This window comes from Chryseobacterium sp. JK1 (assembly GCF_050632815.1).
Taxonomy (GTDB): domain Bacteria; phylum Bacteroidota; class Bacteroidia; order Flavobacteriales; family Weeksellaceae; genus Chryseobacterium.
In genome coordinates this window covers 121,035-147,653 of the sequence record NZ_JBODRU010000003.1, presented here as the reverse complement: position 1 = coordinate 147,653, position 26,619 = coordinate 121,035, and the positions used below count along the sequence as shown (strand labels likewise).

The 26,619-nt window shown below is 35.2% G+C and carries 22 protein-coding genes; 19 read left to right on the top strand and 3 right to left on the bottom strand.

The genetic code is table 11. From position 1 onward, the window contains the following. Window positions 1–131: 131 nt before the first annotated feature. From ACQ76T_RS17315 to ACQ76T_RS17305, 3 genes are all read right to left on the bottom strand, one after another. On the bottom strand, window positions 132–1,799 hold the full coding sequence (locus tag ACQ76T_RS17315) for a ribonucleoside-diphosphate reductase subunit alpha (protein ID WP_431344818.1): 1,668 nt from the start codon (window positions 1,797–1,799) through the stop codon (window positions 132–134). A 46-nt stretch (window positions 1,800–1,845) separates the two neighbouring features. Beyond that, window positions 1,846–2,136 (bottom strand): hypothetical protein, encoded by a 291-nt coding sequence (locus ACQ76T_RS17310; protein WP_431344511.1) that lies wholly within the window; start codon window positions 2,134–2,136, stop codon window positions 1,846–1,848. 169 nt (window positions 2,137–2,305) lie between these two features. Beyond that, on the bottom strand, window positions 2,306–3,280 hold the full coding sequence (locus tag ACQ76T_RS17305) for a ribonucleotide-diphosphate reductase subunit beta (protein WP_431344510.1): 975 nt from the start codon (window positions 3,278–3,280) through the stop codon (window positions 2,306–2,308). Window positions 3,281–3,704: 424 nt separating this feature from the next. Between ACQ76T_RS17305 and ACQ76T_RS17300 the strand changes: the two genes are divergently transcribed. The 19 genes from ACQ76T_RS17300 to ACQ76T_RS17210 all read left to right on the top strand — a co-directional run bounded on the left by ACQ76T_RS17300 (window position 3,705) and on the right by ACQ76T_RS17210 (window position 26,616). Further along, window positions 3,705–4,394 (top strand): ABC transporter ATP-binding protein, encoded by a 690-nt coding sequence (locus tag ACQ76T_RS17300; protein WP_431344509.1) that lies wholly within the window; start codon window positions 3,705–3,707, stop codon window positions 4,392–4,394. Window positions 4,395–4,487: 93 nt separating this feature from the next. Then, window positions 4,488–5,717 (top strand): ABC transporter permease, encoded by a 1,230-nt coding sequence (locus tag ACQ76T_RS17295; protein ID WP_431344508.1) that lies wholly within the window; start codon window positions 4,488–4,490, stop codon window positions 5,715–5,717. Between the two features lie 59 nt (window positions 5,718–5,776). Beyond that, window positions 5,777–7,048, top strand: coding sequence for an ABC transporter permease (locus ACQ76T_RS17290; protein ID WP_431344507.1), 1,272 nt, complete (start codon window positions 5,777–5,779; stop codon window positions 7,046–7,048). A gap of 77 nt (window positions 7,049–7,125) precedes the next feature. After that, window positions 7,126–8,337, top strand: coding sequence for an efflux RND transporter periplasmic adaptor subunit (locus ACQ76T_RS17285; protein WP_431344506.1), 1,212 nt, complete (start codon window positions 7,126–7,128; stop codon window positions 8,335–8,337). 142 nt (window positions 8,338–8,479) lie between these two features. Then, window positions 8,480–9,994 (top strand): glycosyltransferase family 39 protein, encoded by a 1,515-nt coding sequence (locus ACQ76T_RS17280; RefSeq protein ID WP_431344505.1) that lies wholly within the window; start codon window positions 8,480–8,482, stop codon window positions 9,992–9,994. Window positions 9,995–10,106: 112 nt separating this feature from the next. Continuing rightward, the gene (locus tag ACQ76T_RS17275) at window positions 10,107–11,012 is read left to right on the top strand and encodes an NAD(P)/FAD-dependent oxidoreductase (RefSeq protein WP_431344504.1); all 906 of its coding nucleotides are present in this window, start codon (window positions 10,107–10,109) and stop codon (window positions 11,010–11,012) included. Window positions 11,013–11,163: 151 nt separating this feature from the next. After that, complete coding sequence (gene glyA, locus ACQ76T_RS17270; RefSeq protein WP_431344503.1) at window positions 11,164–12,429, top strand: serine hydroxymethyltransferase; 1,266 nt, start codon at window positions 11,164–11,166, stop codon at window positions 12,427–12,429. Window positions 12,430–12,486: 57 nt separating this feature from the next. Then, complete coding sequence (locus ACQ76T_RS17265) at window positions 12,487–12,945, top strand: regulatory protein RecX (RefSeq protein WP_431344502.1); 459 nt, start codon at window positions 12,487–12,489, stop codon at window positions 12,943–12,945. 353 nt (window positions 12,946–13,298) lie between these two features. Further along, entirely contained in the window at window positions 13,299–15,227 is a 1,929-nt protein-coding gene (locus tag ACQ76T_RS17260) for a polysaccharide biosynthesis protein (protein ID WP_431344501.1), read from the top strand. 35 nt (window positions 15,228–15,262) lie between these two features. After that, window positions 15,263–16,084: a polysaccharide biosynthesis/export family protein gene (locus tag ACQ76T_RS17255; protein ID WP_431344500.1), complete on the top strand. Its 822-nt coding sequence runs from the start codon at window positions 15,263–15,265 to the stop codon at window positions 16,082–16,084. A 6-nt stretch (window positions 16,085–16,090) separates the two neighbouring features. Beyond that, window positions 16,091–18,487 (top strand): GumC family protein, encoded by a 2,397-nt coding sequence (locus tag ACQ76T_RS17250; RefSeq protein ID WP_431344499.1) that lies wholly within the window; start codon window positions 16,091–16,093, stop codon window positions 18,485–18,487. Beyond that, a complete protein-coding gene (locus tag ACQ76T_RS17245; RefSeq protein WP_431344498.1) occupies window positions 18,487–19,782 on the top strand; it encodes a nucleotide sugar dehydrogenase in 1,296 nt (431 codons plus the stop codon). Before ACQ76T_RS17250 ends, ACQ76T_RS17245 begins: the two co-directional genes overlap by 1 nt. A gap of 6 nt (window positions 19,783–19,788) precedes the next feature. Further along, a complete protein-coding gene (lhgO, locus tag ACQ76T_RS17240) occupies window positions 19,789–20,979 on the top strand; it encodes an L-2-hydroxyglutarate oxidase (protein WP_431344497.1) in 1,191 nt (396 codons plus the stop codon). Window positions 20,980–21,019: 40 nt separating this feature from the next. Continuing rightward, a complete protein-coding gene (locus ACQ76T_RS17235; protein ID WP_431344496.1) occupies window positions 21,020–22,147 on the top strand; it encodes a DegT/DnrJ/EryC1/StrS family aminotransferase in 1,128 nt (375 codons plus the stop codon). 13 nt (window positions 22,148–22,160) lie between these two features. Continuing rightward, a complete protein-coding gene (locus tag ACQ76T_RS17230; protein ID WP_422693766.1) occupies window positions 22,161–22,733 on the top strand; it encodes an acyltransferase in 573 nt (190 codons plus the stop codon). Between the two features lie 6 nt (window positions 22,734–22,739). Continuing rightward, complete coding sequence (locus ACQ76T_RS17225; RefSeq protein WP_431344495.1) at window positions 22,740–23,777, top strand: Gfo/Idh/MocA family protein; 1,038 nt, start codon at window positions 22,740–22,742, stop codon at window positions 23,775–23,777. Continuing rightward, on the top strand, window positions 23,767–24,402 hold the full coding sequence (locus tag ACQ76T_RS17220) for a PIG-L deacetylase family protein (RefSeq protein WP_431344494.1): 636 nt from the start codon (window positions 23,767–23,769) through the stop codon (window positions 24,400–24,402). Before ACQ76T_RS17225 ends, ACQ76T_RS17220 begins: the two co-directional genes overlap by 11 nt. Window positions 24,403–24,409: 7 nt before the next feature. Then, the gene (locus tag ACQ76T_RS17215) at window positions 24,410–25,336 is read left to right on the top strand and encodes a hypothetical protein (protein WP_431344493.1); all 927 of its coding nucleotides are present in this window, start codon (window positions 24,410–24,412) and stop codon (window positions 25,334–25,336) included. Window positions 25,337–25,338: 2 nt separating this feature from the next. Further along, a complete protein-coding gene (locus tag ACQ76T_RS17210; RefSeq protein ID WP_431344492.1) occupies window positions 25,339–26,616 on the top strand; it encodes a lipopolysaccharide biosynthesis protein in 1,278 nt (425 codons plus the stop codon). Window positions 26,617–26,619 lie beyond the last annotated feature (3 nt).

Genomic DNA, 26,619 nt, shown 5'->3' with positions numbered 1-26,619 from the left:
TGTCGATATTTTATATTAAAGGAATCACTTTTAATTGTCAACATGTCTCGATTACTTCAATGAATAAAGGGTATAAAAAAAGCATACCTTTCGGTATGCTTTCATAAATATAGCGTGTTTATTACTTGATTTTACGCTTCACAGCTTGAACAAGATACAAAGTTCACCATCATTTCTTTAGAAACGGAAGAACTTCTTTGGTAGTAAAGTGTTTTTACTCCTTTTTTCCAAGCTTCAATATAAAGGTAGTTTACATCTTTTACAGGCATTGTGGAAGGAATCTGTAGATTCAGAGATTGTGCCTGGTCAATGTATTGTTGTCTTTGTGCCGCCTGAGAAATAATTTCCATTGGAGAGATTTCTTTGAACGTCTTGAATACTGCTTTTTCTTCAGGAGTAAGCTCGTTCAGGTGTTGTACGGAACCGTGATTCAACATGATCGTTCTCCATGTTTCTTCGTTATCCAGTCCTTTTTCTTTCAATAGTTTTGCCAGGTATTTGTTTTTACGCATAAAGTTTCCTTTAGCAAGACCTGCTTTGTAATAGTTAGAAGAGAAAGGCTCAATTCCAGGAGATGTTTGTCCTAAGATTGCAGAACTTGAAGTGGTAGGAGCAATCGCCATGGTAGTGGTATTTCTTAGTCCATACCCTTTCAATACATCTGGTTCTCCATAGATGTTGGCAAGTTCTCTTGAAGCCTGCTCAGCCTGATCTTTAATATGTCTGAATGCTCTTGCGTTGAACTGAGTTGCTTCAAAGCTTTCAAACGGAATCATATTTTTCTGTAAATAAGAGTGGTATCCTAAAACTCCCAATCCAAGAGCTCTGTGACGCATTGCGAAGTTTCTTGCACCCTGTAGGTAATAGTTACCTTCAGTTTTATCGATAAATTCAGATAATACGGCATCCAGGAAGTATACTGCTAATTTTACAGCATCTGTATCTTTCCACTCATCATATAATTCAAGGTTCATAGAAGACAGACAGCAGATGAATGATTCTTCCATTGTTGAAGGAAGCATGATCTCAGAGCAAAGGTTACTTGCATTGATTGTCATTCCCTGGTCTTTATAAACCTGAGGTTTGTTTCTGTTAACATTATCGGTGAAGAAAATATAAGGAAGACCTTTTTGCTGACGGCTTTCCAATACTCTTGCCCATACTTTACGTTTTTCCATATCACCGTCTATCATATCCTGCATCCAGTAATCTGGAACACAAACTCCAGTGAACAGGTTTTGAATGGGGCTACCGATATCTTTAATTGATAAAAATTCTTCAATATCTCCGTGGTCAATATCCAGGTAGGCAGCAAAAGCACCTCTTCTTACTCCTCCCTGAGAAACAACATCCATTGCCGTATCAAAAAGCTTCATGAATGAAACTGCTCCTGAAGACTTTCCGTTATCAGTAACTGCAGTTCCTCTGTTTCTCAATTCTCCGAAATATCCTGAAGTTCCGCCTCCGATTTTAGTCTGCATGATCACTTCACCCATTTTATGGGTAATTCCTTCAATGCTGTCCGGGATGTGAGCATTGAAACACGAAATAGGAAGCCCTCTTTCTGTACCCATATTAGCCCATACAGGAGAAGAGAAGCTGATCCACCCTTTAGTGATCATTTCTTTGAATGCCGGCTGAAGTTCTGGCTTGTACAACCTTTTTGCAGCAGCGGTAGTGATTCTGTCGATGGCTCCGTCTACTGTTTCGCCTTTCAACAGATATCCTCTGTTCAGCATTTGCTCAGACTCTTCATTGAGCCACCATATATTTGAATTTTGCTCTTCCATAGATGTTATATTTTCGAATTCCGGGGTGATTATCTCACCTCGGAATTTTGTTTTTTTATATTATTGATTGTAAAAATTCTACTTTGTGGGAGTCGTTCAGCCCGCTTTCATCTCTTAATTTCTGAAATTCTTTAAAAGAAGGTACATTCAAAACCTCATGCTGAACTTCTTCATTGGTATAGTTTGAATAATGTAGAAAAGTAACTCCATCTTCCTTCAGATATACTTTATATTCAAATGTTGATTGATCTAAATTTTTAAAATCATCCAAAAACTTTTGAATATTAGCTTTGTTTTCTGGAACAAATTCCGGATTTACCGTGTAAGTTACTATTACATTAATCATTTTGTGTTTGATATTTATTTAAACATATTATCATTCCAAGTATAAGAAATCCTGGTGTGAGATTCTTTATTACGTTTCTGATGTATTGCTGTACATCGTCTACAGATTTTTAGAATGACGTTAATCTAATACTATCTGCTATGACGCTCGCTTCGCTCGCGCCTCTGTATTAAAACAAATCGTTTGCTGTAATACTTTTATCGTGCTTGGTATAATCAACCGGTCTTTTCGCAAAGAAATCATCTAATGAATTGGCAAACACTTCTTCCTCGAACCATACCATTGGTTTGTATTGCTCAGGAGTAATGTTGTATTTTGTTTTCATATTGATTTTCTTCAAGCTGTCATCTACTCTGTATTTCATGAAGTTCAAAAGATCCTCTTTAGATACGTTGTCTATTTCACCCAATTCGAAGATCCAGCTAAGAATATCTCCTTCTTTTTCGATAGACTCGTCTACCAGCGTGTAGATGTCTTCGATATCGCTTTCTGTTAACAGATCAGGTTGTTCCTCACGGATTTTGTTGATCAGGTAGATTCCTGCGTTGGCGTGAATTTGCTCATCTACGGATGTCCATGCAATAATGTTGGAAACATTCTTCATAAATCCTTTGAATCTGGTGAAAGAAAGGATAATGGCAAACTGAGAGAAAAGAGAAACGTTTTCTACTAAGATACTAAATAATAATAACGCTGAAACGTACTCTTTGGGAGTTGCAGAATTGGCGTGCTTTAAAGCGTTCCCAAGAAATTCAATTCTTCCTTTTACAGCAGGAATTTCAATTACGTTCAAGAATTCGTCATTATATCCTAATACCTCCAACAGACGGGAATATGCTTCCGAATGACGGAACTCGCATTCTGCAAAAGTAGATCCTAATCCATTGAATTCCGGCTTTGGTAGGTGGTTGTATAGATTTCCCCAGAATGTCTTTACAGACACCTCGATCTGTGCAATGGCTAACAGCGCATTTTTCACAGCGTGCTTTTCATGTGGTTCCAACTGCGAATGAAAATCCTGAACATCTGCAGTAAAGTCCACTTCGGAATGTACCCAGAACGATTTGTTGATTGCCTCTACAAATTGAAGAACCTCCGGGTATTCAAATGGCTTATAACTTACTCTTTTATCAAAAATTCCCATATTAAATATCTTTATAATTAAATAATTTAGATCTCTGTGGATAACGTTCCGGAAATACTTAACTTTTTGTGTTTCTGATTATTGTGAATCTCAGTTATTCACTTTCACAATTCCATATTTCTTGTAAAGAACTAGATACAAAGTTCGAAAAAAAGAACTGATTTTAAAAGGGGTAAATACTAATAGGCTGACTTTTAGCTTCAAAAGTTTTCCACATTTACATGAAACTGGCTAGAACAATAGGCTAGACCGTAATATTGCTGATAAATGGGGGTAAAACCCAAGTTACGATTAAACAATATTTAGTAAATGTTTACGAATAAAGGGATAAACTGTTAAACAAAAAAATATTTGAATAAATTTCCTTTCTTGTAACAATTTGAAAATATCATCTACTTATTGGGTATAAAACATACATCACTTAATGTTAGTAATTCAGAATTTAAATAAGTCATACGATACAGGGAAAAGCAAGCTTCATGTTCTCAAAGGAATTAATCTGAATATTTCTGAGGGCGAGTTTGTTTCTATTATGGGAAGTTCCGGCTCCGGGAAATCTACACTTCTTAATATTATTGGGATTCTGGATGAAAAAGATTCGGGAATCTATGAGTTGGATGGAGTTCCTATCGAACATTTATCTGAAGTAAAAGCAGCAGAATATAGAAGTAAATTTCTAGGATTTATTTTTCAGTCTTTCAACCTGATCAATTATAAAACCGCTCTGGAAAACGTTGCCCTTCCTTTATACTATCAAAACGTACCTAGAAAAGAACGTAATCAGAAAGCATTGGAATATCTTGAGAAAGTAGGATTGGCACAATGGGCCGGTCACCTTCCCAGTGAACTTTCAGGAGGACAGAAGCAAAGAGTAGCTATTGCAAGAGCTTTGATTACTGATCCTAAAGTCGTATTGGCGGATGAACCGACCGGAGCATTAGATTCCAAGACGACCCATGATATTATGAAGCTTCTTCAGGATATTAACAACGAAGGAAAAACAATCATTGTGGTAACCCACGAACCGGATGTTGCTGCACAAACCAAAAGAAACGTAGTTCTGAAGGACGGAATCATTGAAAGTGATGAGTTTATTAAGCAGATTGTGCTTTAGGAATTTGATAATTTGAAAATGAGATAATTTGAAAATTTATTGATTCATTTTTTTTAATCTTTAAATTTTTCAATCTTTAAATACCAATAAAAAATGTTTGACCTAGATCGTTGGCAGGAAATATTCAGTTCTATCCGCAGTAATGTACTTCGGACGGTACTTTCGGGGTTCACGGTAGCCTTGGGACTGTTTATTTTTATTGTTCTTTTTGGAATTGGAAAGGGTCTTCAGAATGCTTTCTCTGAAGGATTTTCTGGAGATGCTAAAAACCTTATTACCATTGTTACAGGAAAAACAACTTTGGCTTATAAAGGGCTGCAGTCAGATCGAACTGTGACAATGAATAACGGCGATTACGATTTCCTGATCAATACAGAGAAACAAAATGTAGGAGCATCCAGTCCAAGATATAATGCCAGTTTAATGGTAAAATATGGAAAGGAAAGCGGAATCTATCAGGTACACGGAGCTGAACCGGGAGAACAGGTCATTGAAAACCGAAAAATGATCGATGGCCGATATATTACCCCACGCGATCTTGAAGGCAAGCAAAATGTTGCCGTTATAGGAAGAATGGTTCAGAGAGATTTGATTAAGAATGGAAGTCCTGTAGGAAAGGAACTGGATATCAATGGAACGATGTTTAAAGTGGTAGGAGTATTTTCTGATGATGGCGGTGACTGGGACGAAAGACATATTACGGTTCCTATTACCACTTTACAGCAGATGAAAAAAGGTTCGGATACGATCAATATTGCTTACATTTCATATAGTGATAAACTGACTCCCGACCAGGCTATTAAATACGGAGACGAATTAAAAGATAAACTGAAAGCAAGAAAAAGCGTTTCTCCCGATGACGAAAACGGAATCCGGGTTTGGAATAATGCTAAAAACATGAACGATACCTTCGCCTTTATGGCGGTACTTACTGCTATTGTAGGGTTTATTGGGATGGGAACATTATTGGCCGGGATTATCGGCATCAGTAATATCATGGTATACATTGTAAAAGAAAGAACCAAAGAAATTGGAGTAAGAAAAGCCATTGGAGCCAAACCAAGTGGAATTGTTGGTTTGATTGTTCAGGAAAGTGTTGTTATTACCGTTGTTTCCGGGCTCGTGGGAGTAGCAGTTGGGGTTTTGGCACTCAGCCTTATCGGAGACAGTCTTGAGGAGTTCTTTATCAAAAGCCCGAGTGTAGGATGGGGAGCAATCTTGATGGCATTTGTTGCTTTGATTTTCTCTGGTCTTGTAGCAGGATTTGTTCCCGCTTACAGAGCTTCAAGAATTAAACCGATTGAAGCATTAAGAACTGAATAATCAGACAAAAAAGACAATAGAAAAAACGATTAGAATTTATAACTCAATAATTCAAAAAGGTGAATATCATATTTAAAAAAGACACTTGGCAGGAGATCTATTATTCATTAAGGAATAATAAACTTCGTACGTTTCTTACCATGATTGGAGTAGGATGGGGGATGTTTTTATATGTAAGCCTTCTTGGTGCAGCCAAAGGAATGGAGAACGGTTTCGATAAACTGTTTTCAGGCTTTGCTACCAATTCCATCTTTCTATGGGCACAGAAAACCTCTATTCCTTACGAAGGATTTCCCAAAGGCAGAGAAGTTCACTTGAACTTATCCGATATGGAAATGCTGAAAAGAAAAGTAACACAGGTAGACTATATATCACCTCAGAATGCAAGAGGAAGCTTTACAGGAACCCCGGGAGAAGCAATGTCCAGAAATGGTAAAAGTGCTACCTATTCTCTGACAGGGGATTATTCTGTAGGAAATAAAATTTCAGAAAAGAAACTTATTTTCGGACGATACATCAACGATGCCGATGTTTCAGGAAATAAAAATGTAGTGGTGATAGGGGAAGAAATTTATAAAAACTTCTTCGATTCTAAGAAAAAAGAAAACCCAATCGGTCAGTCTATTAATATCAAAGGATTGTTCTTTAATGTTATTGGAGTATTTAGAGTGAAAAAAGGAGGTGGTTTTGAAAACGACCAGACAGCATTTATTCCCCTTTCTACTTATACTAAAATGTACAATGCCGGAGATCAGATTGATATGTTTGCCATTGTAAGTAAACCAAACGCCAACGTTAATGATGTAGAAGAAGATGTAAAGCAGGTTTTAAAAACAAAAAATAAAGTATCTCCGGAAGATACCAATGCTTTTGGAAGCTTTAACCTGGGAAAAGAATTTAAAAAACTGACAGGTTTTCTTACCGGAATGCAATTACTGACTATTATTGTAGGGACACTTACGATTCTTGCCGGAGTAATAGCCATTTCAAATATCCTGTTGATTACCGTAAAAGAAAGAACCAAAGAAATAGGAATCAGAAGAGCTTTAGGAGCGAAGCCATCCGAAGTAAGAAATCAAATTTTGCTGGAAAGTGTTGTTATTACACTCTCCTCGGGGCTGTTGGGTTTTATGTCTGGAATTTTTGTTTTGATGATCTTAAATACGCTTACCCAAGGTCAGGATTCCTTCCCATTCTATAATCCGACAGTGAATTATGGAAATGTTTTTGCCGCAATGGGAGTAATGGTAGTCTTGGGATTGGTAATAGGAATGATTCCTGCGCAGAGAGCTGTAAAGATAAGACCTATTGAAGCTTTAAGAACAGAATAAATAATTAACAAATGATCAACTCATTCATCTTTTCATTTTTAAATCATTCAATTTTTAATAAAAAATAAACTATACATATGAAAAAGAAATTCACTTGGAAAAAAGCCATTTATATTGTGTTGGGGCTTTTCTTTGCAGTGGCATTGTTCTCAGGGATTAGCTATTTTGTGAAATCAAACTCAAAAGAAGGAGAAGCTTTTCTTACTCGTAAACCTACCGTGCAGAATATGGATGACAAGGTGATGGCAACAGGAAAAATTGTTCCCAAAGAGGAAATTGAAATTAAGCCCAACATCGCTGGGATTATAGACAAGATTTTGGTGAAAGAAGGAGATAAAGTAGAAGCAGGACAGCTTATTGCTACAGTAAAAATTGTTCCAAGTATCTCTGAAGTGAATGCTGCACAGCAGGAAGTTCAGAATGCGCAGATCCAGATCAATAATGCGCAGATGAATGTAGGTAATATGCAGAAGCAGTTTGAAATGCAGGAAAAACTTTACAAACAGGGAGTTGCCTCCAAGCAGGAGTTTCTTAATTCCCAGCAGCAGTTATTCTCTCAGCAGCAAACTTTGAAAAATGCTCAACAGCAATTGAATACTGCACAAAAAAGATTACAGATTGCTAAAACAGGAGCTACTCCTGAACTTCAGGGACAAGGATTAGCCACTACCGAGATCCGTTCCAAAGCTTCAGGTACCGTACTTGAAGTTCCTGTGAAACCGGGAAGCCAGGTGATCGAAGCGAATAACTTTAATGCAGGAACTACCATCTGCTCAGTAGCAGATTTGAATGCGTTGATCTTTAAAGGAGAAATTGACGAGGCGCAAGCAGGAAAACTAAGCCAAGGAATGGATATGAATATCGTAATCGGAGCTTTACAAAACAAAACTTTCCCTGGTAAACTGACGATGATTGCACCTAAAGGAAAAGATAATGCAGGGACAATCAAGTTTCCGGTAGAAGGTAATGTAAGCAATCCTAATAACGAATACATCAGAGCTGGTTTCTCTGCCAACGGAGAAATCGTTTTAAGTTCTCAGAAAAATGCACTTCTTCTGGATGAGTCTTTGGTACAGTACGAAAAGAAACAAGGTAAAGATGTTCCTTTTGTAGAAGTAAAACAAAAAGATGGAAAATTCAAGAAAGTGTATGTTAAACTTGGAGCAAGCGATGGTATCAATGTTCAGGTTCTTCCAGGATCAGAGGTTACAAAAGATTCTGAAGTAAAAGTTTGGAACCCATCAGATAAAGACAAAGAAGAATTAAAAGAAAAGTCAAAAGCAAAATAATAAACGACACTATATACTTTTAAACTGTTACATCCTGAAGAGCTTTCTTCAGGATTTTTTTATGCATAATAAAAATTTTAAAGAAAATATGTAACGAAAAGCCGCAATAAAATGTCTTACATTTAATTATTAATTATAACATATGAAAAAACGGTACCTGATACTTTTGCTTTTTATTGTTGCAAAATTTGTTCTTCAATATATCCTGATCAACCCGGAGTATGAATTGCAGAGAGATGAATACCTGCATTTGGATCAGGCGAATCATCTGGCATGGGGATATTTATCGGTTCCACCCGTGAGCTCGTGGTTGGCATGGCTCATCAAAGCATTGGGTAACTCTGAATTTTGGGTGAAGTTTTTTCCCGCTTTATTGGGGGCTTTCACAATGGTTATCGTCTGGAAAACTATTGAAGAATTAAAAGGAAGCCTTTTTGCACTTGTACTGGCTTCTTTAGGACTACTGTTTTCCGTCTTACTTCGCATCAATATGCTGTTTCAGCCTAATTCGATGGATATACTTTTTTGGACTCTTTTCTTTTATATTCTGATATTATACGTAAATACAGAGAAAATCAAGTGGCTTTACTGGGGAGGGCTCGTTTTTGGAATAGGGATTTTGAGCAAATATAATATTGCATTTCTTGCATTAGGTTTTGCCCCGGCACTCTTGATGACAAAACAAAGAAAAATTTTTGCCAATCCTCATCTGTATGGTGCTGCGCTTTTAGCTCTTATAATTATTTTACCTAATCTTCTTTGGCAGTACAACAATGGTTTTCCGGTTATTCATCATATGAAGGAACTTGCAGACACGCAATTGGTGAATGTAAACAGATTTGATTTTTTCAAATCTCAACTTCTTTTCTTTATAGGTGTCACTTTTGTGATTCTTTTTGGTTTTTATGCTCTGTTGTTTTACAAACCATTTGAAAAATTGAGTTTTTTCTTCTGGGGATTTGTTATAACAATTGGATTGTTTGTCTTTTTTAAAGCAAAAAACTACTATGCAATTGGACTTTATCCTATTTATATAGCTTTTGGCTCTGTTTACCTTGGGCATCTTCTTAAGAATGGATGGAAACGTTTTCTTCAACCCGTTTGCCTTCTGCATCCGGTAATTTTGTTTATTCCTATGTATAATGTTTCATTTCCTAATAAAAGTCCGGAATTTATTGCGAGCCATCCGGAAATCTATTCGAGATTTGGTGACTTGCGTTGGGAAGACGGAAAAGATCATGCTTTACCTCAGGATTTTGCTGATATGCTTGGCTGGAAAGAATTGGCTCAAAAAGTAGATAATGAATATGCCAGCTTGTCAAAAACAGGAAATACACTCGTGCTTTGTGATAATTACGGACAGGCAGGAGCTATTAATTATTACTCAACCAAAGGAATAAAGGCAGTTTCATTCAATGCAGATTATATCAATTGGTTTGATTTAAGTAAAAATTATAAAAACCTGATCAGAGTAAAAGATCGTCCCGAAGATGAACTGCAAAAAACAGGAGCTTTTTTTGAACATTCTAAGATAGTAGGTTTTGTTGATAATAAGTTTGCAAGAGAAAAGGGAACTGTAGTTTTCAGCTTTGAAGGAGCAAAAATAGATATACGGAAAAGACTGCAAGATGAAATGATAAAAATTAGAAGCAGATAGTATAAGAGTTATTTTTAAATTCCTTAAAACAAAATAGAAAATCACTATTGCAATTTTGTTGCAATAGTGATTTTTGTTTTAACTTTGCAGCAGTAACGATCAATTATCAACTATGCAAAATAAAAACTTCGATGTCATCATTATAGGAGGAAGCTATGCCGGATTATCTGCAGGAATGGCTTTAGGAAGATCTCTAAGAAACGTTTTAATGATCAATGACAATAAGCCTTGCAACAGGCAGACTCCACATTCTCATAACTTTATTACCCACGACGGAAAAACACCGAAAGAAATAGGCGAGCTTGCGAAAAAAGATGTTGAAAAATATAATACCATCCATTTTTACGAAGGAACAGCTTTAAAAGCTATAAAAAAAGAAAACGGTTTTGAGGTGGAAACAGTATCCGGAGACAAGTTTGGGGCAAAAAAAATAATTCTTGCCTCAGGAGTTAAAGATGTGATGCCGGATATTCCGGGATTTGCTGAATGTTGGGGGATATCAGTCATACATTGTCCGTACTGTCATGGCTACGAAGTAAAGAACGAAATAACAGGGATTCTTGCCAATGGAGAAATGGCCTATGAATTTTCCAAACTGGTTTTTAACCTGACGAAAAACCTGACTCTCTTCACCAATGGAAAATCGGCTCTTACAACAGGGCAGTCCGATAAATTTGCTCAGAACAATATCAGTATCAATGAGGATGAAATTGAACGTATCGAACATGAGAAAGGAAACCTTAAAACCATTGTCTTCAAAAACGGAGCTTCTGTTCCATTGAAAGCATTGTATGCTAAAATTCCATTTCAGCAAAATTTTGATGCTTCAGAAAATCTGGGTTGTGAACTTACAGAGCAAGGGTTCATTAAAGTGGATTTTATGCATAAAACAACAGTTGCCGGTGTTTTTGCCTGTGGAGACAACGTGACCATGATGAGGTCTGTAGCGAATGCAACAGCTCAGGGTAATTTTGCAGGAGCAATGGTAAATAAAGAACTCTCTGAAGAAGAATTTTGAAATTTTCTTTGATAGGATAATTTTTTTTAAATAGGATAATTATCTTTTTACTTTTCCTATAGATTGCGTTAAAAAATCATTTTTTTTAATATCATAATCTCACTGAAAATTCCGTACATTTGGGGAGGAAATTTCAAAAACTAAAAGTAAAATGGACATTATTTTCGACCTGATTGAAAAAGAAAGACAAAGACAAACCCATGGATTAGAGCTTATTGCATCAGAAAACTTTGTTTCTGAAAACGTAATGAAAGCGATGGGAAGTGTACTGACAAACAAATATGCTGAAGGATATCCCGGAAAAAGATATTATGGAGGTTGTGAAGTAGTAGATGAGGTTGAAACATTAGCGATCAACAGAGCAAAAGAGCTTTTTGGTGTTGACTATGTGAATGTTCAGCCGCATTCTGGCTCTCAGGCGAATGCTGCTATTTACCTTGCTGTTTTGAAACCAGGCGATAAGATCATGGGAATGGACCTTTCCATGGGAGGTCACCTTACTCACGGTTCTGCTGTGAATTTCTCAGGAATTCAATATCAGGTAGTTTCTTATGGAGTAGAAAAAGAAACAGGTCTTATCGACTACAATCAGATGAGAGAGGTCGCATTGAGAGAAAGACCAAAAATGTTGATCGCTGGTTTCTCTGCTTATTCAAGAGATCTTGATTATGCTAAATATAGAGAAATTGCTGATGAGATTGGAGCTACACTTTGGGCAGACATTGCACACCCTGCAGGGTTAGTTGCCAAAGGATTACTAAACTCACCTTTTGAGCACTGCCACGTAGTAACTACAACTACCCACAAAACGTTAAGAGGACCAAGAGGAGGAATGATCATGATGGGGAAAGACTTCGAAAATACGTACGGTCACAAAACTCCAAAAGGAGAAACAAAAATGATGAGTCAGGTGTTGGATGGAGCTGTATTCCCAGGAATTCAGGGAGGTCCGCTTGAGCACGTAATTGCAGGTAAAGCAGTAGCTTTCGGAGAAGCTTTGGACGGACAGTTCGAAACGTATGCAAAACAGGTGAGAGCTAATGCCCAGGCATTGTCAAAAGCAATGATCAATAAAGGATTTGATATCGTAAGCGGAGGTACAGATAACCACCTTATGCTGGTAGACCTTAGAAATAAGGGGGTAAACGGTAAAGAAACTGAAAAAGCTTTGGTACTTGCTGATATCACTTGTAACAAAAATATGGTTCCTTTTGACGATAAATCACCTTTCACAACGTCTGGTATCAGATTGGGAACAGCTGCGATTACGACAAGAGGACTTAAAGAAAATGATATGGACACTATTGCAGGATTAATTTCTGATGTGGTAGATAATATCAAAAATGAAGAAGTACTTGCATCTGTAAGAAAGCAGGTTAACGAATTAATGGAAGGTAAAGCTTTGTTTAACTATTAATGCGCTTTACAATATAATACAAAGAATGGGCGTTAGCTCATTCTTTTTTTATACCGAATGGAAAGAAAAACTTTGACCTTTGACGAAATCAAACAAAAACTAGTTAACTACTGTGTTTATCAGGATCGCTGCCATTACGAAGTGGAACAGAAAATGAGAGAATTCCTACTGATAGATGAAGCCAAAGAAGAAATCATGCTCTATCTCCTCAAAGAGAATTTTTTAAATGAGGAAAGATTCACACGAAGCTACATCAGAGGTAAGTTTTACATTAAACACTGGGGGAAAAACAAAATCAAAATGAATCTGAAACAAAAACAGATTTCTGAAAGGCTCATCAGCTCCTGTTTTGATGAGATATTTGATGAGGATTATACCAATACAATCCGAAAAATCTTTGAGGATTACTACGCTAGACAATCTGGTTTGAAAGAGTATCAAAAAAAAACTAAGACGATAAAGTATTTGATGAGTAAAGGTTTTGAGTATGAAAAAATTATTAATATTTTTGAATAAATATTAATAATTTTTAAAATGTGAATAATGTTTTTTTTATATAATTTTATCAATTATTAAAGGGATTGATAAATAGTGATTTAATGGATTTTTTATAAAAAAAAATTGATATAGGCTGCTCTTCATAAACACATATCACCTTACAAGGAGTTTTTATGGTATGATTTTTGTCGCTGCACTATGCTGTATCAGATGAAATTGTTGAATTTTAAAAAGAGACATTAAATTTATTTTTGAATTTCAACATATTGAGATAAATTTATTTACTTTTGCATGATTGTATCAGAATTATCGCTGGTGGGCGGGTTGATTAGATATTTTATTTTAATTAAATATGGACACAAATAAAGACAATGTATAATTCTCTTAGGAAAAAAATATTTGGAGGGGATAATGTTGTCAATCTCTCAGACGTAAGATATCTTCCTAGATGGATAGTACTCGTAATAGATATTATTATTCTGGTTATATCTCTGTTTCTTTCTACTTACATTATCGAGAAAATTACTCAGCGGGAATTTATTTATCATGAAGATAAAAGTATCGTATTTGTCTTTATGATCGCAATGAATACGGCTTTTATGTATCTCTTTAAAACATATGCCGGTATCATCCGACATTCTACATTTATAGACCTGTTCAAACTTCTTATCTCCTGTTTTTGCACGATGCTGGCGGTGGGAACCATCAATATGTTTTATTTCTGGATTACCGGGAGTAAATTTATAATGACTCCTTATCTGATCCTATATTTTGTCATTTCATTCATGGGGCTTTTTCTTTTCAGGCTTTATGTTAAAGAATTCTTCCATGTCGTAAGAGAGTACAGAAGAAGTGCACTGAAAAAAAGAATACTGGTTTTAGGAATTGATGAACAATCGATAGCGATTGCTCGTGCTATTTTGGATAATCCAAGCCTTCCTTATCAGGTGGTAGGATTTCTGACTCAACGTACGGATTCTAAAAGAGCATCTTTATTAGGGAAACCTATTTATGAAAAGAAAAAAATTGAAGAACACTCGAAAGATGAACTCATCATAGATGGGGTACTTATTGTAAAAGAAATGATGGCAAGAGACGAGGTGAATTCCTGGGTGAACCTATTCCTGGAAAAAGACCTGAATGTTTTCAAAGCCCCGTCTGTACAGAAACTGAGAGACAGTGATCTTGGTGGATCTATTCGAAATCTTCAGATTGAAGATTTACTGAATAGAAAACCTATTAAAATTCAAAACGAAAAAGTAAGAAGCAGACATTCTGAAAAAACAGTTTTGGTAACCGGTGGAGCAGGCTCTATTGGCAGCGAAATTGTAAGACAGGTTGCTCTTTTCAATCCTTCACTGATTGTCGTTCTGGATCAGGCTGAAACCCCACTTTACGATATTGAGTTGGAAATGAGAGATAAATTCCCTCACATTGCTTTCAAATTTGTTTTGGGAGATGTTTCCAACCAGCACAGAATGGAGTCTCTGTTTCAGCACTATAATTTCTCAATGGTATATCATGCTGCGGCATACAAACATGTACCTTTGGTGGAAGAAAATCCACATGAAGCCATTTTTGTTAATATTCTGGGTTCTAAAATTGTTGCAAGATTATCCAGTAAATATAAAGTAAACAGATTTGTAATGGTATCTACAGATAAAGCTGTAAATCCTACCAATGTAATGGGTGCTTCTAAGCGTGCTGCCGAACTTTTTGTACAATCTCTTCAGAATGTAGAAGGGAACGTTACCAAGTTTATTACAACAAGATTTGGAAACGTATTAGGATCCAATGGTTCTGTTATTCCTCACTTTAAAAAGCAGATTGAAGCGGGAGGTCCGGTGACGATTACCCATCCTGATATTGTCAGATACTTTATGACCATTCCCGAAGCCTGTGAGCTTGTTCTTCAGGCAGGAACAATGGGGGAAGGAGGAGAAATCTTTGTATTTGATATGGGAGAACCTGTTAAGATTCTTGATTTGGCGAGAAGAATGATCAAGTTATCAGGATTTGAACCTAATATAGATATTAAAATTATCTATACAGGATTAAGACCTGGTGAGAAGTTGTATGAAGAGCTTTTAAGTGATGACGCGAAAACGCTTCCAACCCATAATGAAAAGATTATGATCTCAAAAGATCCTTCCATGGGATTTGAGGAAATAGATACACTTACTAAACAAATTACGAAGGCTTCTTTAAGAAGAGATAAGGTGGAAGTAGTTAAAATATTGAAAACAATTGTCCCTGAATTTAGAAGCAATAATTCTATTTATGAGGCACTAGACAAGTAAAAAATATAAATGTATATTTGTACAATTTTTAAAATATGAAGGGTAAAGCATTAGCAATATTTCTGGCATTTTTGTTGGTTTCTTGTAAGACTAACCAGAAAGCTCAAAATGATTTGAACTATATGCAGAATATAGAAAACGTAGCTTTGGAAGCTTCTGCAAAAAATTCAAAATCGACAATCCAAACCGGAGATCAGTTAGTAATTCTGGTTACTGCAAAAGATATGGACGTTGTAAAATCGTTCAATCAAAATTATTCTGCTTCTGAATTGATACAGACAAATACCTTAGCGGGAGGTAATACTCCTAATCAAGGAGCAACAACACTTAGTGGGCCTACTTATATTGTAGATGCTAATGGTAATATAGATTTTCCCATATTAGGAAAACTAAATACAACTGATAAATCATTAACTGAATTTAAGGATGAACTAAGGGAAAGAATGACAAAATATGTTATTAACCCAACAGTAAATGTAAGGCTTGCCAATTTCAAAGTTACAGTACTAGGAGAAGTAAACAGACAAGGCGATTATACTATATCAAATGGTCAGGCTACTATATGGAATGCTTTAGGACTTGCTGGTGATTTGACGGTATATGGGAAAAGAGAAGAAGTATTAGTTATTAGAACTGAGAATGGAGTTGTTACACATGGCCGTGTAAACCTACATGATGCAAACCTTATTAATTCTCCGTATTATAATCTAAAACAAGGAGATGCAATTATTGTTTCTTCTAATAATACAAAAGACCTTATCGCAAAACAAAACCCAAACACAGGACTTTACTTAACAGCAATTTCCATAGGTGTTACCGCCATAGCAGTAGTAGTAAGTTTATTTAATAAGAAATAAAAATTGATGGATAACCAGCAATCTTCGCAATTTTCAGAAACAGAAAACAGCTCAAACAATATTAATATCAATGAAATCATAAAACCATTTATCCGAAGATGGCCGTGGTTTATTCTCAGTGCATTTACCGCTTTGATTATAGGATATATTTCACTGAAATTTATGGTTCCTGTATATGATGTACAGTCTACGATATTAATCAAAGATGCAAAGAATTCTTCTTCGCCAATGATGGCAAATGATTTAGGCATTTTACCTGATTTATCAGGAATTGGAGGTCTTAAAACAAACAGTATTGCCAATGAAATAGAAATTTTGAAGTCGAAAAAGATGATGCGTGAAGTTATTCTTAATCAAAACCTTCAAACTAATATTATTGCAAAAGGAAGAATTTCGACTTTAGAGCTGTATAAAGAGACTTCACCTATTGAAGTAAAAGTAATTTCAGAAAAACCGAGTAAATTTCAGACAAATAATGTTAAAATTTCTATAGATGGAGAAAAGCTTACATTAAGTTCTGAGAACCTTAAAAAAGATATTATTACAACTTATGGAAAGACAATCAGTTTACCATATGCAAATATAATTATAACAAAAAATCTTAAATTTAATCCAGCAGAAGTTAAAGGAGTAGATACAAAGAATCTTGACATTCAGATTTCTTCTCTGGAAGCTAAAGTAAACAGTCTTCAGGGACCTCTTACTGTAGCATTGGTTAATAAGGAAACTACGGTTTTGAAGTTAGCTTACAAATACCCTCAGGTATTAAAAGCAAAAGATATTATCAATAGCCTTGTAGTGGCTTATAATAGTGATGCTATTTCAGATAAGAACTCCGAATCAAGAAAGACTCTAGATTTTATTGAAGACAGAATCAAAAAATTATCTGGAGAACTTGGTGAGGTAGAGAATCAGAAAGAAAGTTTCAAATCAAAAAATAATCTTACAGATTTAGAAACAGAAGCTAAGATTAATTTGGAAAGCTCTGCAGCAGCAAGAGCTAAACAATTGGATGTTGATGCTCAATTGGAACTTACAAATGCATTAATAGGTTATGTTTCTAAACAAGGGCAATATCAGGTTTTACCTGCAAATGTTGGATTGAATAATCCTGACGCAACCTCTGGTATTTCTACATACAACCAACTTGTTCTACAAAGAAATAGATTGTTAGAATCTGCTACAGCAGAAAACCCAGCGGTAGTGGATGTTACAAAACAAATAAATGGAATGCGTAATTCTATTATGCAGAGCCTTCAAAGAAATAAAATAGGTCTTGAACTTGCCAGAAATGAATATCTAGGAGAACAAAATAAAGTTTCAGGGAAGATATCAAAGCTGCCTTCTATTGAAAAAATGTTCAGAAGTATAGAAAGACAGCAACAAATTAAAGAGAATTTGTACCTGCTTTTACTTCAGAAAAGAGAAGAAACAGCTATCGGGCAATCTATTACAGCTCCAAAAGCGAAAATTATTGATGCCGCTTATGCTTCCGCAGTACCTATTTCTCCTAAAAGTAATATTATCTTTATTGCAGCATTAGTGTTAGGATTGTTGGTGCCTTTCATTATTATTTATGTATCTCAGCTTCTAAATAATAAAGTTGTTACGAAATATGATTTAGAGAAACTAGTACATGCACCTATTATAGCAGAACTTCCTAGCCTGGAAAAAGGAGATTCAGATATTGTAAAAGTAAATGATATTACCCCAATGGCTGAAGCATTTAGAATTCTTATCACAAATATGAATTTTATGCTTCCTAAAGATAAAAAGGGTAAAACTGTATTTGTAACATCCACAGTAAAAGGAGAAGGGAAGACTTTTACTTCTGTTAATTTAGCTTTAACATTAGCTAATCCTAAAAAAAAGGCAATTATTATAGGTTCAGATATTAGAAACCCACAACTTCAAAGATATAATCCAGCGAGAAAAGGGCTTACAGGTCTGACCGAATTTCTTTACTCTGATCATACTAGACTTGAAGATATTATTCATGTATCATCTTTTAATCCTCATTTGGATGTAATCTACTCAGGGATGATCCCACCTAATCCAACAGAATTATTATCCAATGGACGTTTTGAAATACTTTTGGATGAGTTGAAAGGAAAATATGATTATATCATTCTGGATACTGCTCCATTGCTTCTGGTTACAGATACATTCCTTATTGCTGATCTAGCAGATGTTACAATCTACGTATCAAGATCTAAATATACAGAGAAGACATTGCTTGATTTTGCAAATATTAACACTGATCAAAAGAAGATCAAGAATGTTGGATTTGTTTTAAATGATGTACATAGAGAAAACTTTGGCTATAGTAATAAATATGGTTACGGATATAATAATCATGTTGAAAAATCTTGGTTTGAAAAATTAAAAAATAAACTTAGTTAATGATGAAAACATATAAAATAGCAGTTATTGGACAAGGCTATGTAGGACTTCCATTGTCACTGGAGTTTGCTGCTCACTATCCTGTATTAGGATTTGATATCAACGCACAACGTGTGGAGCAGCTTAATGATGGACAGGATATCACTCTTGAAGCTGACCTTGACAAATTGAACAGTGGCCTTGAAAGATTTAAAGAATCAAACGGAACTATAGGATATAGATCTACAAGCCAGCTTTCTGAAATTTCGGATGCTAATGTTTTTATTGTAACAGTTCCTACACCTATTGACAAATACAATGCACCAGATCTAAACCCTTTGATTTCTGCTTCAAAAATGTTGGGAGAAATTATTAAAAAAGGAGATATCATTATCTATGAATCTACTGTTTTTCCTGGATGTACAGAAGAAGAATGTGTTCCCGTTTTAGAAAAATATTCAAAACTGAAGTTCAATGAAGATTTCTTTGTAGGGTACTCTCCGGAAAGAATCAACCCGGGAGATAAAGTAAATACTCTTACAAGTGTTAAAAAAGTAACCTCTGGTTCTACCGAAGAAATTGCTGTAGAAGTAGATCAGCTTTATAAAAAAATTATTACTGCAGGTACTCACAAAGCACCGAGTATCAAAGTAGCTGAAGCATCAAAAGCTATTGAAAACGCACAAAGAGACGTCAACATTTCTTTTGTGAATGAGCTGGCTCTGATTTTCGATAGAGTAGGCATTGATACTAACGATGTACTGGAAGCTGCCGGAACAAAATATAACTTCCTTAAATATAAACCAGGATTAGTAGGAGGACACTGTATATCGGTAGATCCTTATTACCTTGCTCATAAAGCAGAACAGCTGGGATATCACCCGGATGTTATCTTATCAGGTAGACGTGTGAATGATTCTATCGCAAAATTCGTTGCTTCTAAAGTAGTGAAGCTTCTTATTGCAAAAGGAGGGGTGATCAAAGATTCAGAAGCTTTGATTTTGGGTGTTACTTTTAAAGAAAACTGTCCCGATGTAAGAAATACCAAAGTAGTAGACATCTACAAAGAGCTTTCAGATTATGGAGTGAATGTAGATATTTACGACCCTTGGGCAAGCAAAGATGAAGTGAATCATGAATATGGAATTAATATTCTGGATGCCCTTATTGAAGGTAAAAAATATGACTCTCTGATTATCGCAGTTTCTCACAACGAGTTCCTTGAAATGGATCTTAACACTCTGAAAAAAGACAATGCAGTGGTGTTTGATACCAAAGCGTGTTTAGACAGAAATTTGGTAGACGCAAGATTGTAAAAGACAATGAATTATGATATTGTAATCGTAGGTGCAGGTCTTGTAGGACTCGCCACTGCGTATCAGGCTAAACTTAAAAACCCTGACTCTAAAATTCTTGTTTTAGAAAAAGAAAAAGATGTAGCATTACACCAGTCTGGGCACAACAGTGGAGTAATTCATAGCGGGATATATTATAAGCCGGGAAGCCTTAAAGCAACCAACTGCATTGAAGGATATCATTCAGTGATTAATTTTGCTGAAAAATACGGAATCAAATATGACCTTTGTGGAAAAATTATCGTGGCCACTTCTCAGGAAGAACTTCCCTTATTAGATAACATCTATAAAAGAGGGGTAGAAAACGGTCTTCAGGATCTGAAATATCTTTCCAGAGAAGAATTCCGCGAAATAGAACCTCATTGCGAAGGAATAAAAGCCATTAAAGTTCCACAAACCGGGATTATAGATTACCCTGGCGTTGCCAAAAAAATAAAAGAACTCTTTGAAGAGCTGGGAGGTGAAGTGAAGTTCAGTAATGAAGTAAAAAACATTATTAATAAAGATTCTGAAGTGATCATAAAAACCGATCAGTCAGAATTTAAAGCAAAGAAACTCATTTCATGTGCCGGGCTTTACTCAGATAAAATCACAAAAATGACCAACGAAAAGAATGATGTCATTATCATTCCTTTCAGAGGAGAGTACTATAAAATAAAAGATGAGAAAAAGCATCTTGTAAAGCATCTTATCTATCCTGTACCGGATCCAAGCTTCCCTTTCCTGGGCGTTCATTTTACAAGAATGATCGACGGAAATATCGAAGCCGGCCCCAATGCCGTTTTAGCATTCAGAAAAGAAGGTTATCAATTTTTTGATTTTGATTTTAATGAAACCATGCAGACTTTAACATGGCCAGGTTTTAGAAAAATTGTAGCCAAATACGGAAAAACAGGAATGGGAGAAGTTCATCGTTCTCTTTCGAAATCTGCGTTTACAAAAGCTTTACAAAAACTAATGCCTGAAATACAGGAAAGCGACCTTGTGCCAGGAGGTTCCGGAGTAAGAGCACAGGCGTGTGACAGAAACGGCGCATTAATTGATGATTTTGATATCGTGAAAAACGGAAACATTATCCATGTCAGAAATGCACCTTCCCCTGCAGCAACCTCATGCTTTGCCATTGGAAACAAAATAAGTGAGCTTATCGAAAAATAAAGCCTGCGCTTTCTGTGTGATATCCAAAACAGATATAAATATGAAAATTCAAATGGTTGACCTTAAAGGTCAATATCAGAAAATAAAAAACGAAATTGATGCCGGTATTCAGGAATGTATTGATAATACAGCGTTCATCAATGGTCCTGCAGTAAAAGAATTTCAGCAGGATTTTGAAAAATATCTAGACGTAAAACACGTCATTCCTTGTGCCAATGGTACAGACGCATTACAGATCGCAATGATGGCACTTGACCTGAAGCCTGGTGATGAAGTTCTTTGCCCTGCCTTTACTTATGTAGCAACAGCAGAAGTTATTGGTCTTTTGGGATTAAAGCCTGTAATGGTAGATGTAGAGGAAAATACCTTTGATATTGAACTTAATGGATTAGAAAAATACATTACTTCCAATACTAAGGCTATTGTTCCCGTTCATTTATATGGGCAAAGTGCCAATATGGAAAACATCCTCGATTTTGCAGAGAAACACAACCTTTTTGTAATTGAAGATAACGCTCAGGCAATTGGTTCAGACTATACCTTTTCAGATGGTACAGTAAAGAAAACCGGAACGATAGGACACATCGGATGTACCTCTTTCTTCCCTTCCAAAAATTTAGGATGCTATGGAGATGGAGGAGCTTTGATGACCAATGATGATGAACTGGCAGTAAAGATAAGAATGATTGCCAACCACGGTCAGCAGAAAAAATATCATCACAAAGTTTTAGGATGTAACTCCAGATTAGATACCATTCAGGCCGCTGTTCTTAAAGTGAAACTTACAAAGCTTGATGAATATTCAGAAGCCAGAAATAAAATGGCCTCTTATTATGATGAAAACCTTGCGGGTATTGCTGACATTCAGATTCCTGAAAGAGCAAAACATTCTAACCATGTTTTTCATCAATATACATTAAGAGTAAAAAACGGAAAAAGAGATGAATTGCAACAATATCTTGGTGAAAAAAATATCCCAAGTATGATCTACTATCCGCTTCCGTTATATAAGCAGGAAGCTTTTCAGCAATATGTAGAAGAAGGATTCAGTCTTCCGGTTACAGAAATGCTATGTTCCGAGGTACTGTCACTTCCTGTACATACAGAATTTGATCAGGAATCTTCAGATTATATTATTGCTGAGATCAAAAACTTTTTTAATCAATAACAATCAATACAATATGTCGGATTTTTTTGCACACGAAACAGCTATTATAGATGAAGGATGTAAAATAGGAGCCGGAACTAAAATCTGGCACTTTTCACATATTATGCCTGATTGTATTCTAGGAGAAAAATGTAATATTGGCCAGAATGTAGTAGTGTCCCCTAAAGTTATTTTAGGAAAAAATGTAAAAGTACAGAACAATGTCTCCATCTACGAAGGCGTAATCTGTGATGATGATGTTTTTTTAGGACCTTCCATGGTTTTTACCAATGTGATCAATCCCAGAAGTGCAGTCAACAGAAAAAATGAATACTTAAAAACCCATGTAGGGAAAGGTGCTTCCATTGGAGCCAACGCAACAATTGTGTGTGGACACGATATCGGAAAGTATGCCTTTATTGGTGCAGGAGCCGTAGTCACAAAAGAAGTTCCAGACTATGCTTTAGTCGTAGGAAATCCGGCAAGACAAATGGGATGGATGAGCGAATTTGGACACCGTCTTAATTTCAATGAAGAAGGCATCGCTGTATGCGAAGAAAGTGGAGAACAATATCAACTTGACAATAATAAAGTTTCGAAAATTTAAACAAGGATGCAAATAGCTGAAAAAATAAAATTTGCAGTCGTAGGCTGCGGGCATATCGGAAAAAGACATGCCGAAATGATCTCAAGAAATGAAGAGTGTGAACTGGTTGCTCTGATTGATGTAAAAGATAAATCTGCACTGGGAATCGACAGTTATGATGTACCTTTCTTTGCATCACTAGATGAATTTTTAAAATCAGGAATTGAAGCGGATGTAATCAATATCGCTTCTCCAAACGGATTCCACTTTGAGCAATCGTACAAAGCAATTGATGCCGGAAAACATATTGTTGTAGAAAAGCCGATGGCTTTGAACAAGCAGGATGCAGAAAAACTGATCTTTCAGGCATTACACAAACATAAGCAGGTTTTTGCAGTAATGCAAAACCGTTATTCTCCACCTTCTGCATGGGTAAAAGAGATGGTAGAAAGCGGAAAGCTTGGTGAAATATATATGGTTCAGCTTAATTGCTACTGGAACCGTGATGACAGATATTATAAGCCGGAATCTTGGCATGGAAAACTTGATTTGGATGGAGGGACACTGTTCACACAGTTCTCTCACTTCATCGATATCATGTACTGGCTATTCGGTGATATTACCAATATTAAAGGGAAATTTGCAGATTTCAATCACAAAGACCTTACTGACTTTGAAGACTCTGGATTCATTAGCTTTGATTTTGTAAATGGAGGTATGGGAGCACTGAACTATTCTACTTCGGTATGGAATCAGAATCTTGAAAGCTCAATGACAATCATTGCAGAAAATGGGGCTATAAAAATCGGAGGACAATATATGGACAAAGTAGAGGTATGTAATGTGAAAGATTATGTAATGCCGGAACTTCCTCCTACAAACCCAGGGAATGACTATGGTGCTTATAAAGGTTCAGCAGCCAATCACCATTATATTATAGAAAACGTGGTAGATGTACTAAAAGGTAGAAATACTATTACAACAAACGCTTTGGAAGGGTTGAAAGTAGTAGATATTATAGAAAGAATTTATGCTCTAAAAAAAAATAACAATTATGAGCTTTAAAAAAGTTTTAGTGTTAGCCCCCCATACAGATGATGGTGAATTAGGGGCAGGTGGTTTTATTTCAAAGTTAGTTGATGAAGGAGCTGAGGTCTATTATATGGCTTTCTCTACAGCAGAAGAATCTGTACCAGAAGGATTTCCTAAAGATATTCTGAAGACTGAAGTTAAAGCGGCTACAAAGGTTCTTGGGATTAAAGAAGAAAATGTTATTATTTTTAATTATCAAGTACGTAAGCTTAACTACGCAAGACAGGAGATATTAGAGGAATTAATCAGATTTAAAAGAGTTCATTCGGATATTGACCTTATATTGATACCAAGTATCAATGATATTCATCAGGATCATTCTACTATTGCAAATGAAGGGATAAGAGCATTCAAAACTAAATCTATTTTTAGTTATGAACTTATTTGGAACAATCTTTCTTTTAATACCCAAAGCTATGTATCTCTTGAAGAAAAGCATATCAGTAGAAAAATCAATGCTTTAAAAGAATATAAATCGCAAGGGTTTAGAGATTATTTGAGTGCTGATTTTATCAGATCTTTAGCCGTTGCAAGAGGAGTACAGTTTGGAGTAAAATATGCTGAAACTTTTGAAGTTGTAAGACTTTCGATAAAATAATATATTTATGGTGATACTTAGAGAAATAGTTGAAAAGCTTAAACCTGTAGAGGTAATAGGAAATATTGATAGAAGTGTTATTAATGCTATTCAGTTAGATGAAGAAAATCAGAGGGATGACGTACTTATGTGGGTATCTGCCAAGTTTAGTGATAAACTTAACAATATTTCAAAAGGTATCATCATATGTGGTTGTTTGCCAGAGGTAATAAATAATGACTGTACATATTTACAGTTTGAAACCCCAAGATTAGCTTTTCAGAAGGTTCTTACTGAATTTTTTATGCCTGCAAAAAAAGTAGGAATTTCCAGAACAGCTGTTATAGGGAATAATGTTGAAATAGGAAAAGATGTTTATGTAGGAGAGTATGTTGTAATAGAAGATAACTCTATTATTGGAGCTTATACAACTATTGATCATCATACAACCATTAAGAATGATACTATTATTGGAGAAAATGTGATTATTGGAGCTAATAATACAATCGGAGGAGTGGGTTTTGGATATGAAAAGGATGAAGCAGGTGAATATGTCTTTATACCGCATATTGGTAATGTCGTTATTGGAAATAATGTAGAAATAGGAAATAACACTTGTATAGACAGGGCTGTATTAGGAAGTACAATTCTGATGGATAATGTAAAAGTTGATAATCTTGTTCACATTGCTCATGGAGTACAGATAGGAAGAAATAGTCTTGTTATTGCTAATGCAATGGTAGCAGGAAGTGTACAGATTGGTGAAAATACTTGGGTAGCTCCATCTTCATCAATTATCAATCAAAAAAAGATAGGAAATAATGTTACAATCGGATTATCTGCTGTTGTTGTAAAGAATGTTGAAGACGGACAGACTGTGATAGGAAGCCCTGCGGAAGAAATATCGAAAGCATTGGCTAAGAAAAAGATTATGAATGAAAAATTATTTAAATAATTTTGAATCTTAGATATATTATAGATAGAGTAAAATCTAATTCGTTTTTTAAGAACGTTGCGATTTTGGCTAGTGGAACTATTATTAGCCAGATTATTGTTATTGCTTTTTCTCCACTGCTTTCTAGGCTTTATTCAGTAGAAGCATTTGGATTACTATCTCTTTTTACAAGTTATATGGTAATTTCGGCGGTGGTTTCAACAGGAAGATTTGAGTTGGCAATAGGACTTCCTGAAAAAGATAACGATGCTAAAAAACTATTTCAGCTTATATTATTTATTGGATTTTTTGTTTCAATAATATATTTAGGGATCATATTTATATTAAAAGAGTTTTTCATTGACCGATTAGAATTACAGATTCTGAATTATTGGTGGATTTATCTGGCTCCTCTTTATATATTTTTTATAGCTGTTTTTTCAGGTTCAGTTTATTGGCTGCAGAGGAAAAAAAAATATAAGAAAATAACATTTGCTAATGCTCTTCAGGTTATTATTACAACAATTTGTAGCGTAGTTCTTGGCTTGATGAAGTTGAGCGAGGGAATGATATTCGCTTTGATTTTTGGAATGATTATTTCCAGTTTGTATATTATCCTTTCAGAATCGGATCTAAGGAAAGACTTTTTTATATTTAATGGTATAAAACAACTTGGAATAGAATATATTTCTTTTCCAAGATATATGCTTTTTTCTGATTTATCATTAACAGCTAGCCAGCAATTTATACCTATATTATTTTCTGTACTATATAGTACAACCATTGTAGGTTTTTTTTCAATGGCGAATAGAATGCTTAGACTTCCTAATATAGTCATTACGACTGCTATTGGAAATGTTTTTAGAAATGAAGCTATAGATGAAATCCGGAAGAATGGAAATTGTGTAGACTTGTATAAGTCAACATTTAAAAAACTGATTGTAATGTCTTTACCAATATACCTATTTTTATTTTTGGTTTCTCCTTATCTCTTTGTTGTAGTATTTGGAGAAAAATGGTACGAAGCAGGAATATTTGCAAGAGTTTTATCAGTTTTGTTACTTGTTGAATTTATTGCAACCCCATTGAATGTTTTATTTAATATCAGAGAGAGACAAAAAATACTTATGAGGCTTCAGTTTTTGAATGCCGTTATGGGGGGAGTGATGATTTTCTTAGGGTTTAAAATTTTTAATAATGCTTCCATATCTTTAATTTTATTTACTATAAACGCTCTGATTTTTAATATTGTTTTTATAGCATTATCCTATAGAATTGCAAGACAAAAAAATTCTAATTAATTT

Coding starts and splice junctions, on each gene's coding strand:
- ACQ76T_RS17260 (WP_431344501.1), top strand. CDS start 13,299: ATGTATAATTCTCTTAGGAAAAAAATATTTGGAGGGGATAATGTTGTC.
- ACQ76T_RS17225 (WP_431344495.1), top strand. CDS start 22,740: ATGCAAATAGCTGAAAAAATAAAATTTGCAGTCGTAGGCTGCGGGCAT.
- ACQ76T_RS17215 (WP_431344493.1), top strand. CDS start 24,410: ATGGTGATACTTAGAGAAATAGTTGAAAAGCTTAAACCTGTAGAGGTA.
- ACQ76T_RS17275 (WP_431344504.1), top strand. CDS start 10,107: ATGCAAAATAAAAACTTCGATGTCATCATTATAGGAGGAAGCTATGCC.
- ACQ76T_RS17255 (WP_431344500.1), top strand. CDS start 15,263: ATGAAGGGTAAAGCATTAGCAATATTTCTGGCATTTTTGTTGGTTTCT.
- ACQ76T_RS17310 (WP_431344511.1), bottom strand. CDS start 2,136: ATGATTAATGTAATAGTAACTTACACGGTAAATCCGGAATTTGTTCCA.
- ACQ76T_RS17220 (WP_431344494.1), top strand. CDS start 23,767: ATGAGCTTTAAAAAAGTTTTAGTGTTAGCCCCCCATACAGATGATGGT.
- ACQ76T_RS17280 (WP_431344505.1), top strand. CDS start 8,480: ATGAAAAAACGGTACCTGATACTTTTGCTTTTTATTGTTGCAAAATTT.
- ACQ76T_RS17265 (WP_431344502.1), top strand. CDS start 12,487: ATGGAAAGAAAAACTTTGACCTTTGACGAAATCAAACAAAAACTAGTT.
- ACQ76T_RS17305 (WP_431344510.1), bottom strand. CDS start 3,280: ATGGGAATTTTTGATAAAAGAGTAAGTTATAAGCCATTTGAATACCCG.
- ACQ76T_RS17230 (WP_422693766.1), top strand. CDS start 22,161: ATGTCGGATTTTTTTGCACACGAAACAGCTATTATAGATGAAGGATGT.
- ACQ76T_RS17300 (WP_431344509.1), top strand. CDS start 3,705: ATGTTAGTAATTCAGAATTTAAATAAGTCATACGATACAGGGAAAAGC.
- ACQ76T_RS17245 (WP_431344498.1), top strand. CDS start 18,487: ATGATGAAAACATATAAAATAGCAGTTATTGGACAAGGCTATGTAGGA.
- ACQ76T_RS17285 (WP_431344506.1), top strand. CDS start 7,126: ATGAAAAAGAAATTCACTTGGAAAAAAGCCATTTATATTGTGTTGGGG.
- ACQ76T_RS17250 (WP_431344499.1), top strand. CDS start 16,091: ATGGATAACCAGCAATCTTCGCAATTTTCAGAAACAGAAAACAGCTCA.
- ACQ76T_RS17235 (WP_431344496.1), top strand. CDS start 21,020: ATGAAAATTCAAATGGTTGACCTTAAAGGTCAATATCAGAAAATAAAA.
- glyA (WP_431344503.1), top strand. CDS start 11,164: ATGGACATTATTTTCGACCTGATTGAAAAAGAAAGACAAAGACAAACC.
- ACQ76T_RS17295 (WP_431344508.1), top strand. CDS start 4,488: ATGTTTGACCTAGATCGTTGGCAGGAAATATTCAGTTCTATCCGCAGT.
- lhgO (WP_431344497.1), top strand. CDS start 19,789: ATGAATTATGATATTGTAATCGTAGGTGCAGGTCTTGTAGGACTCGCC.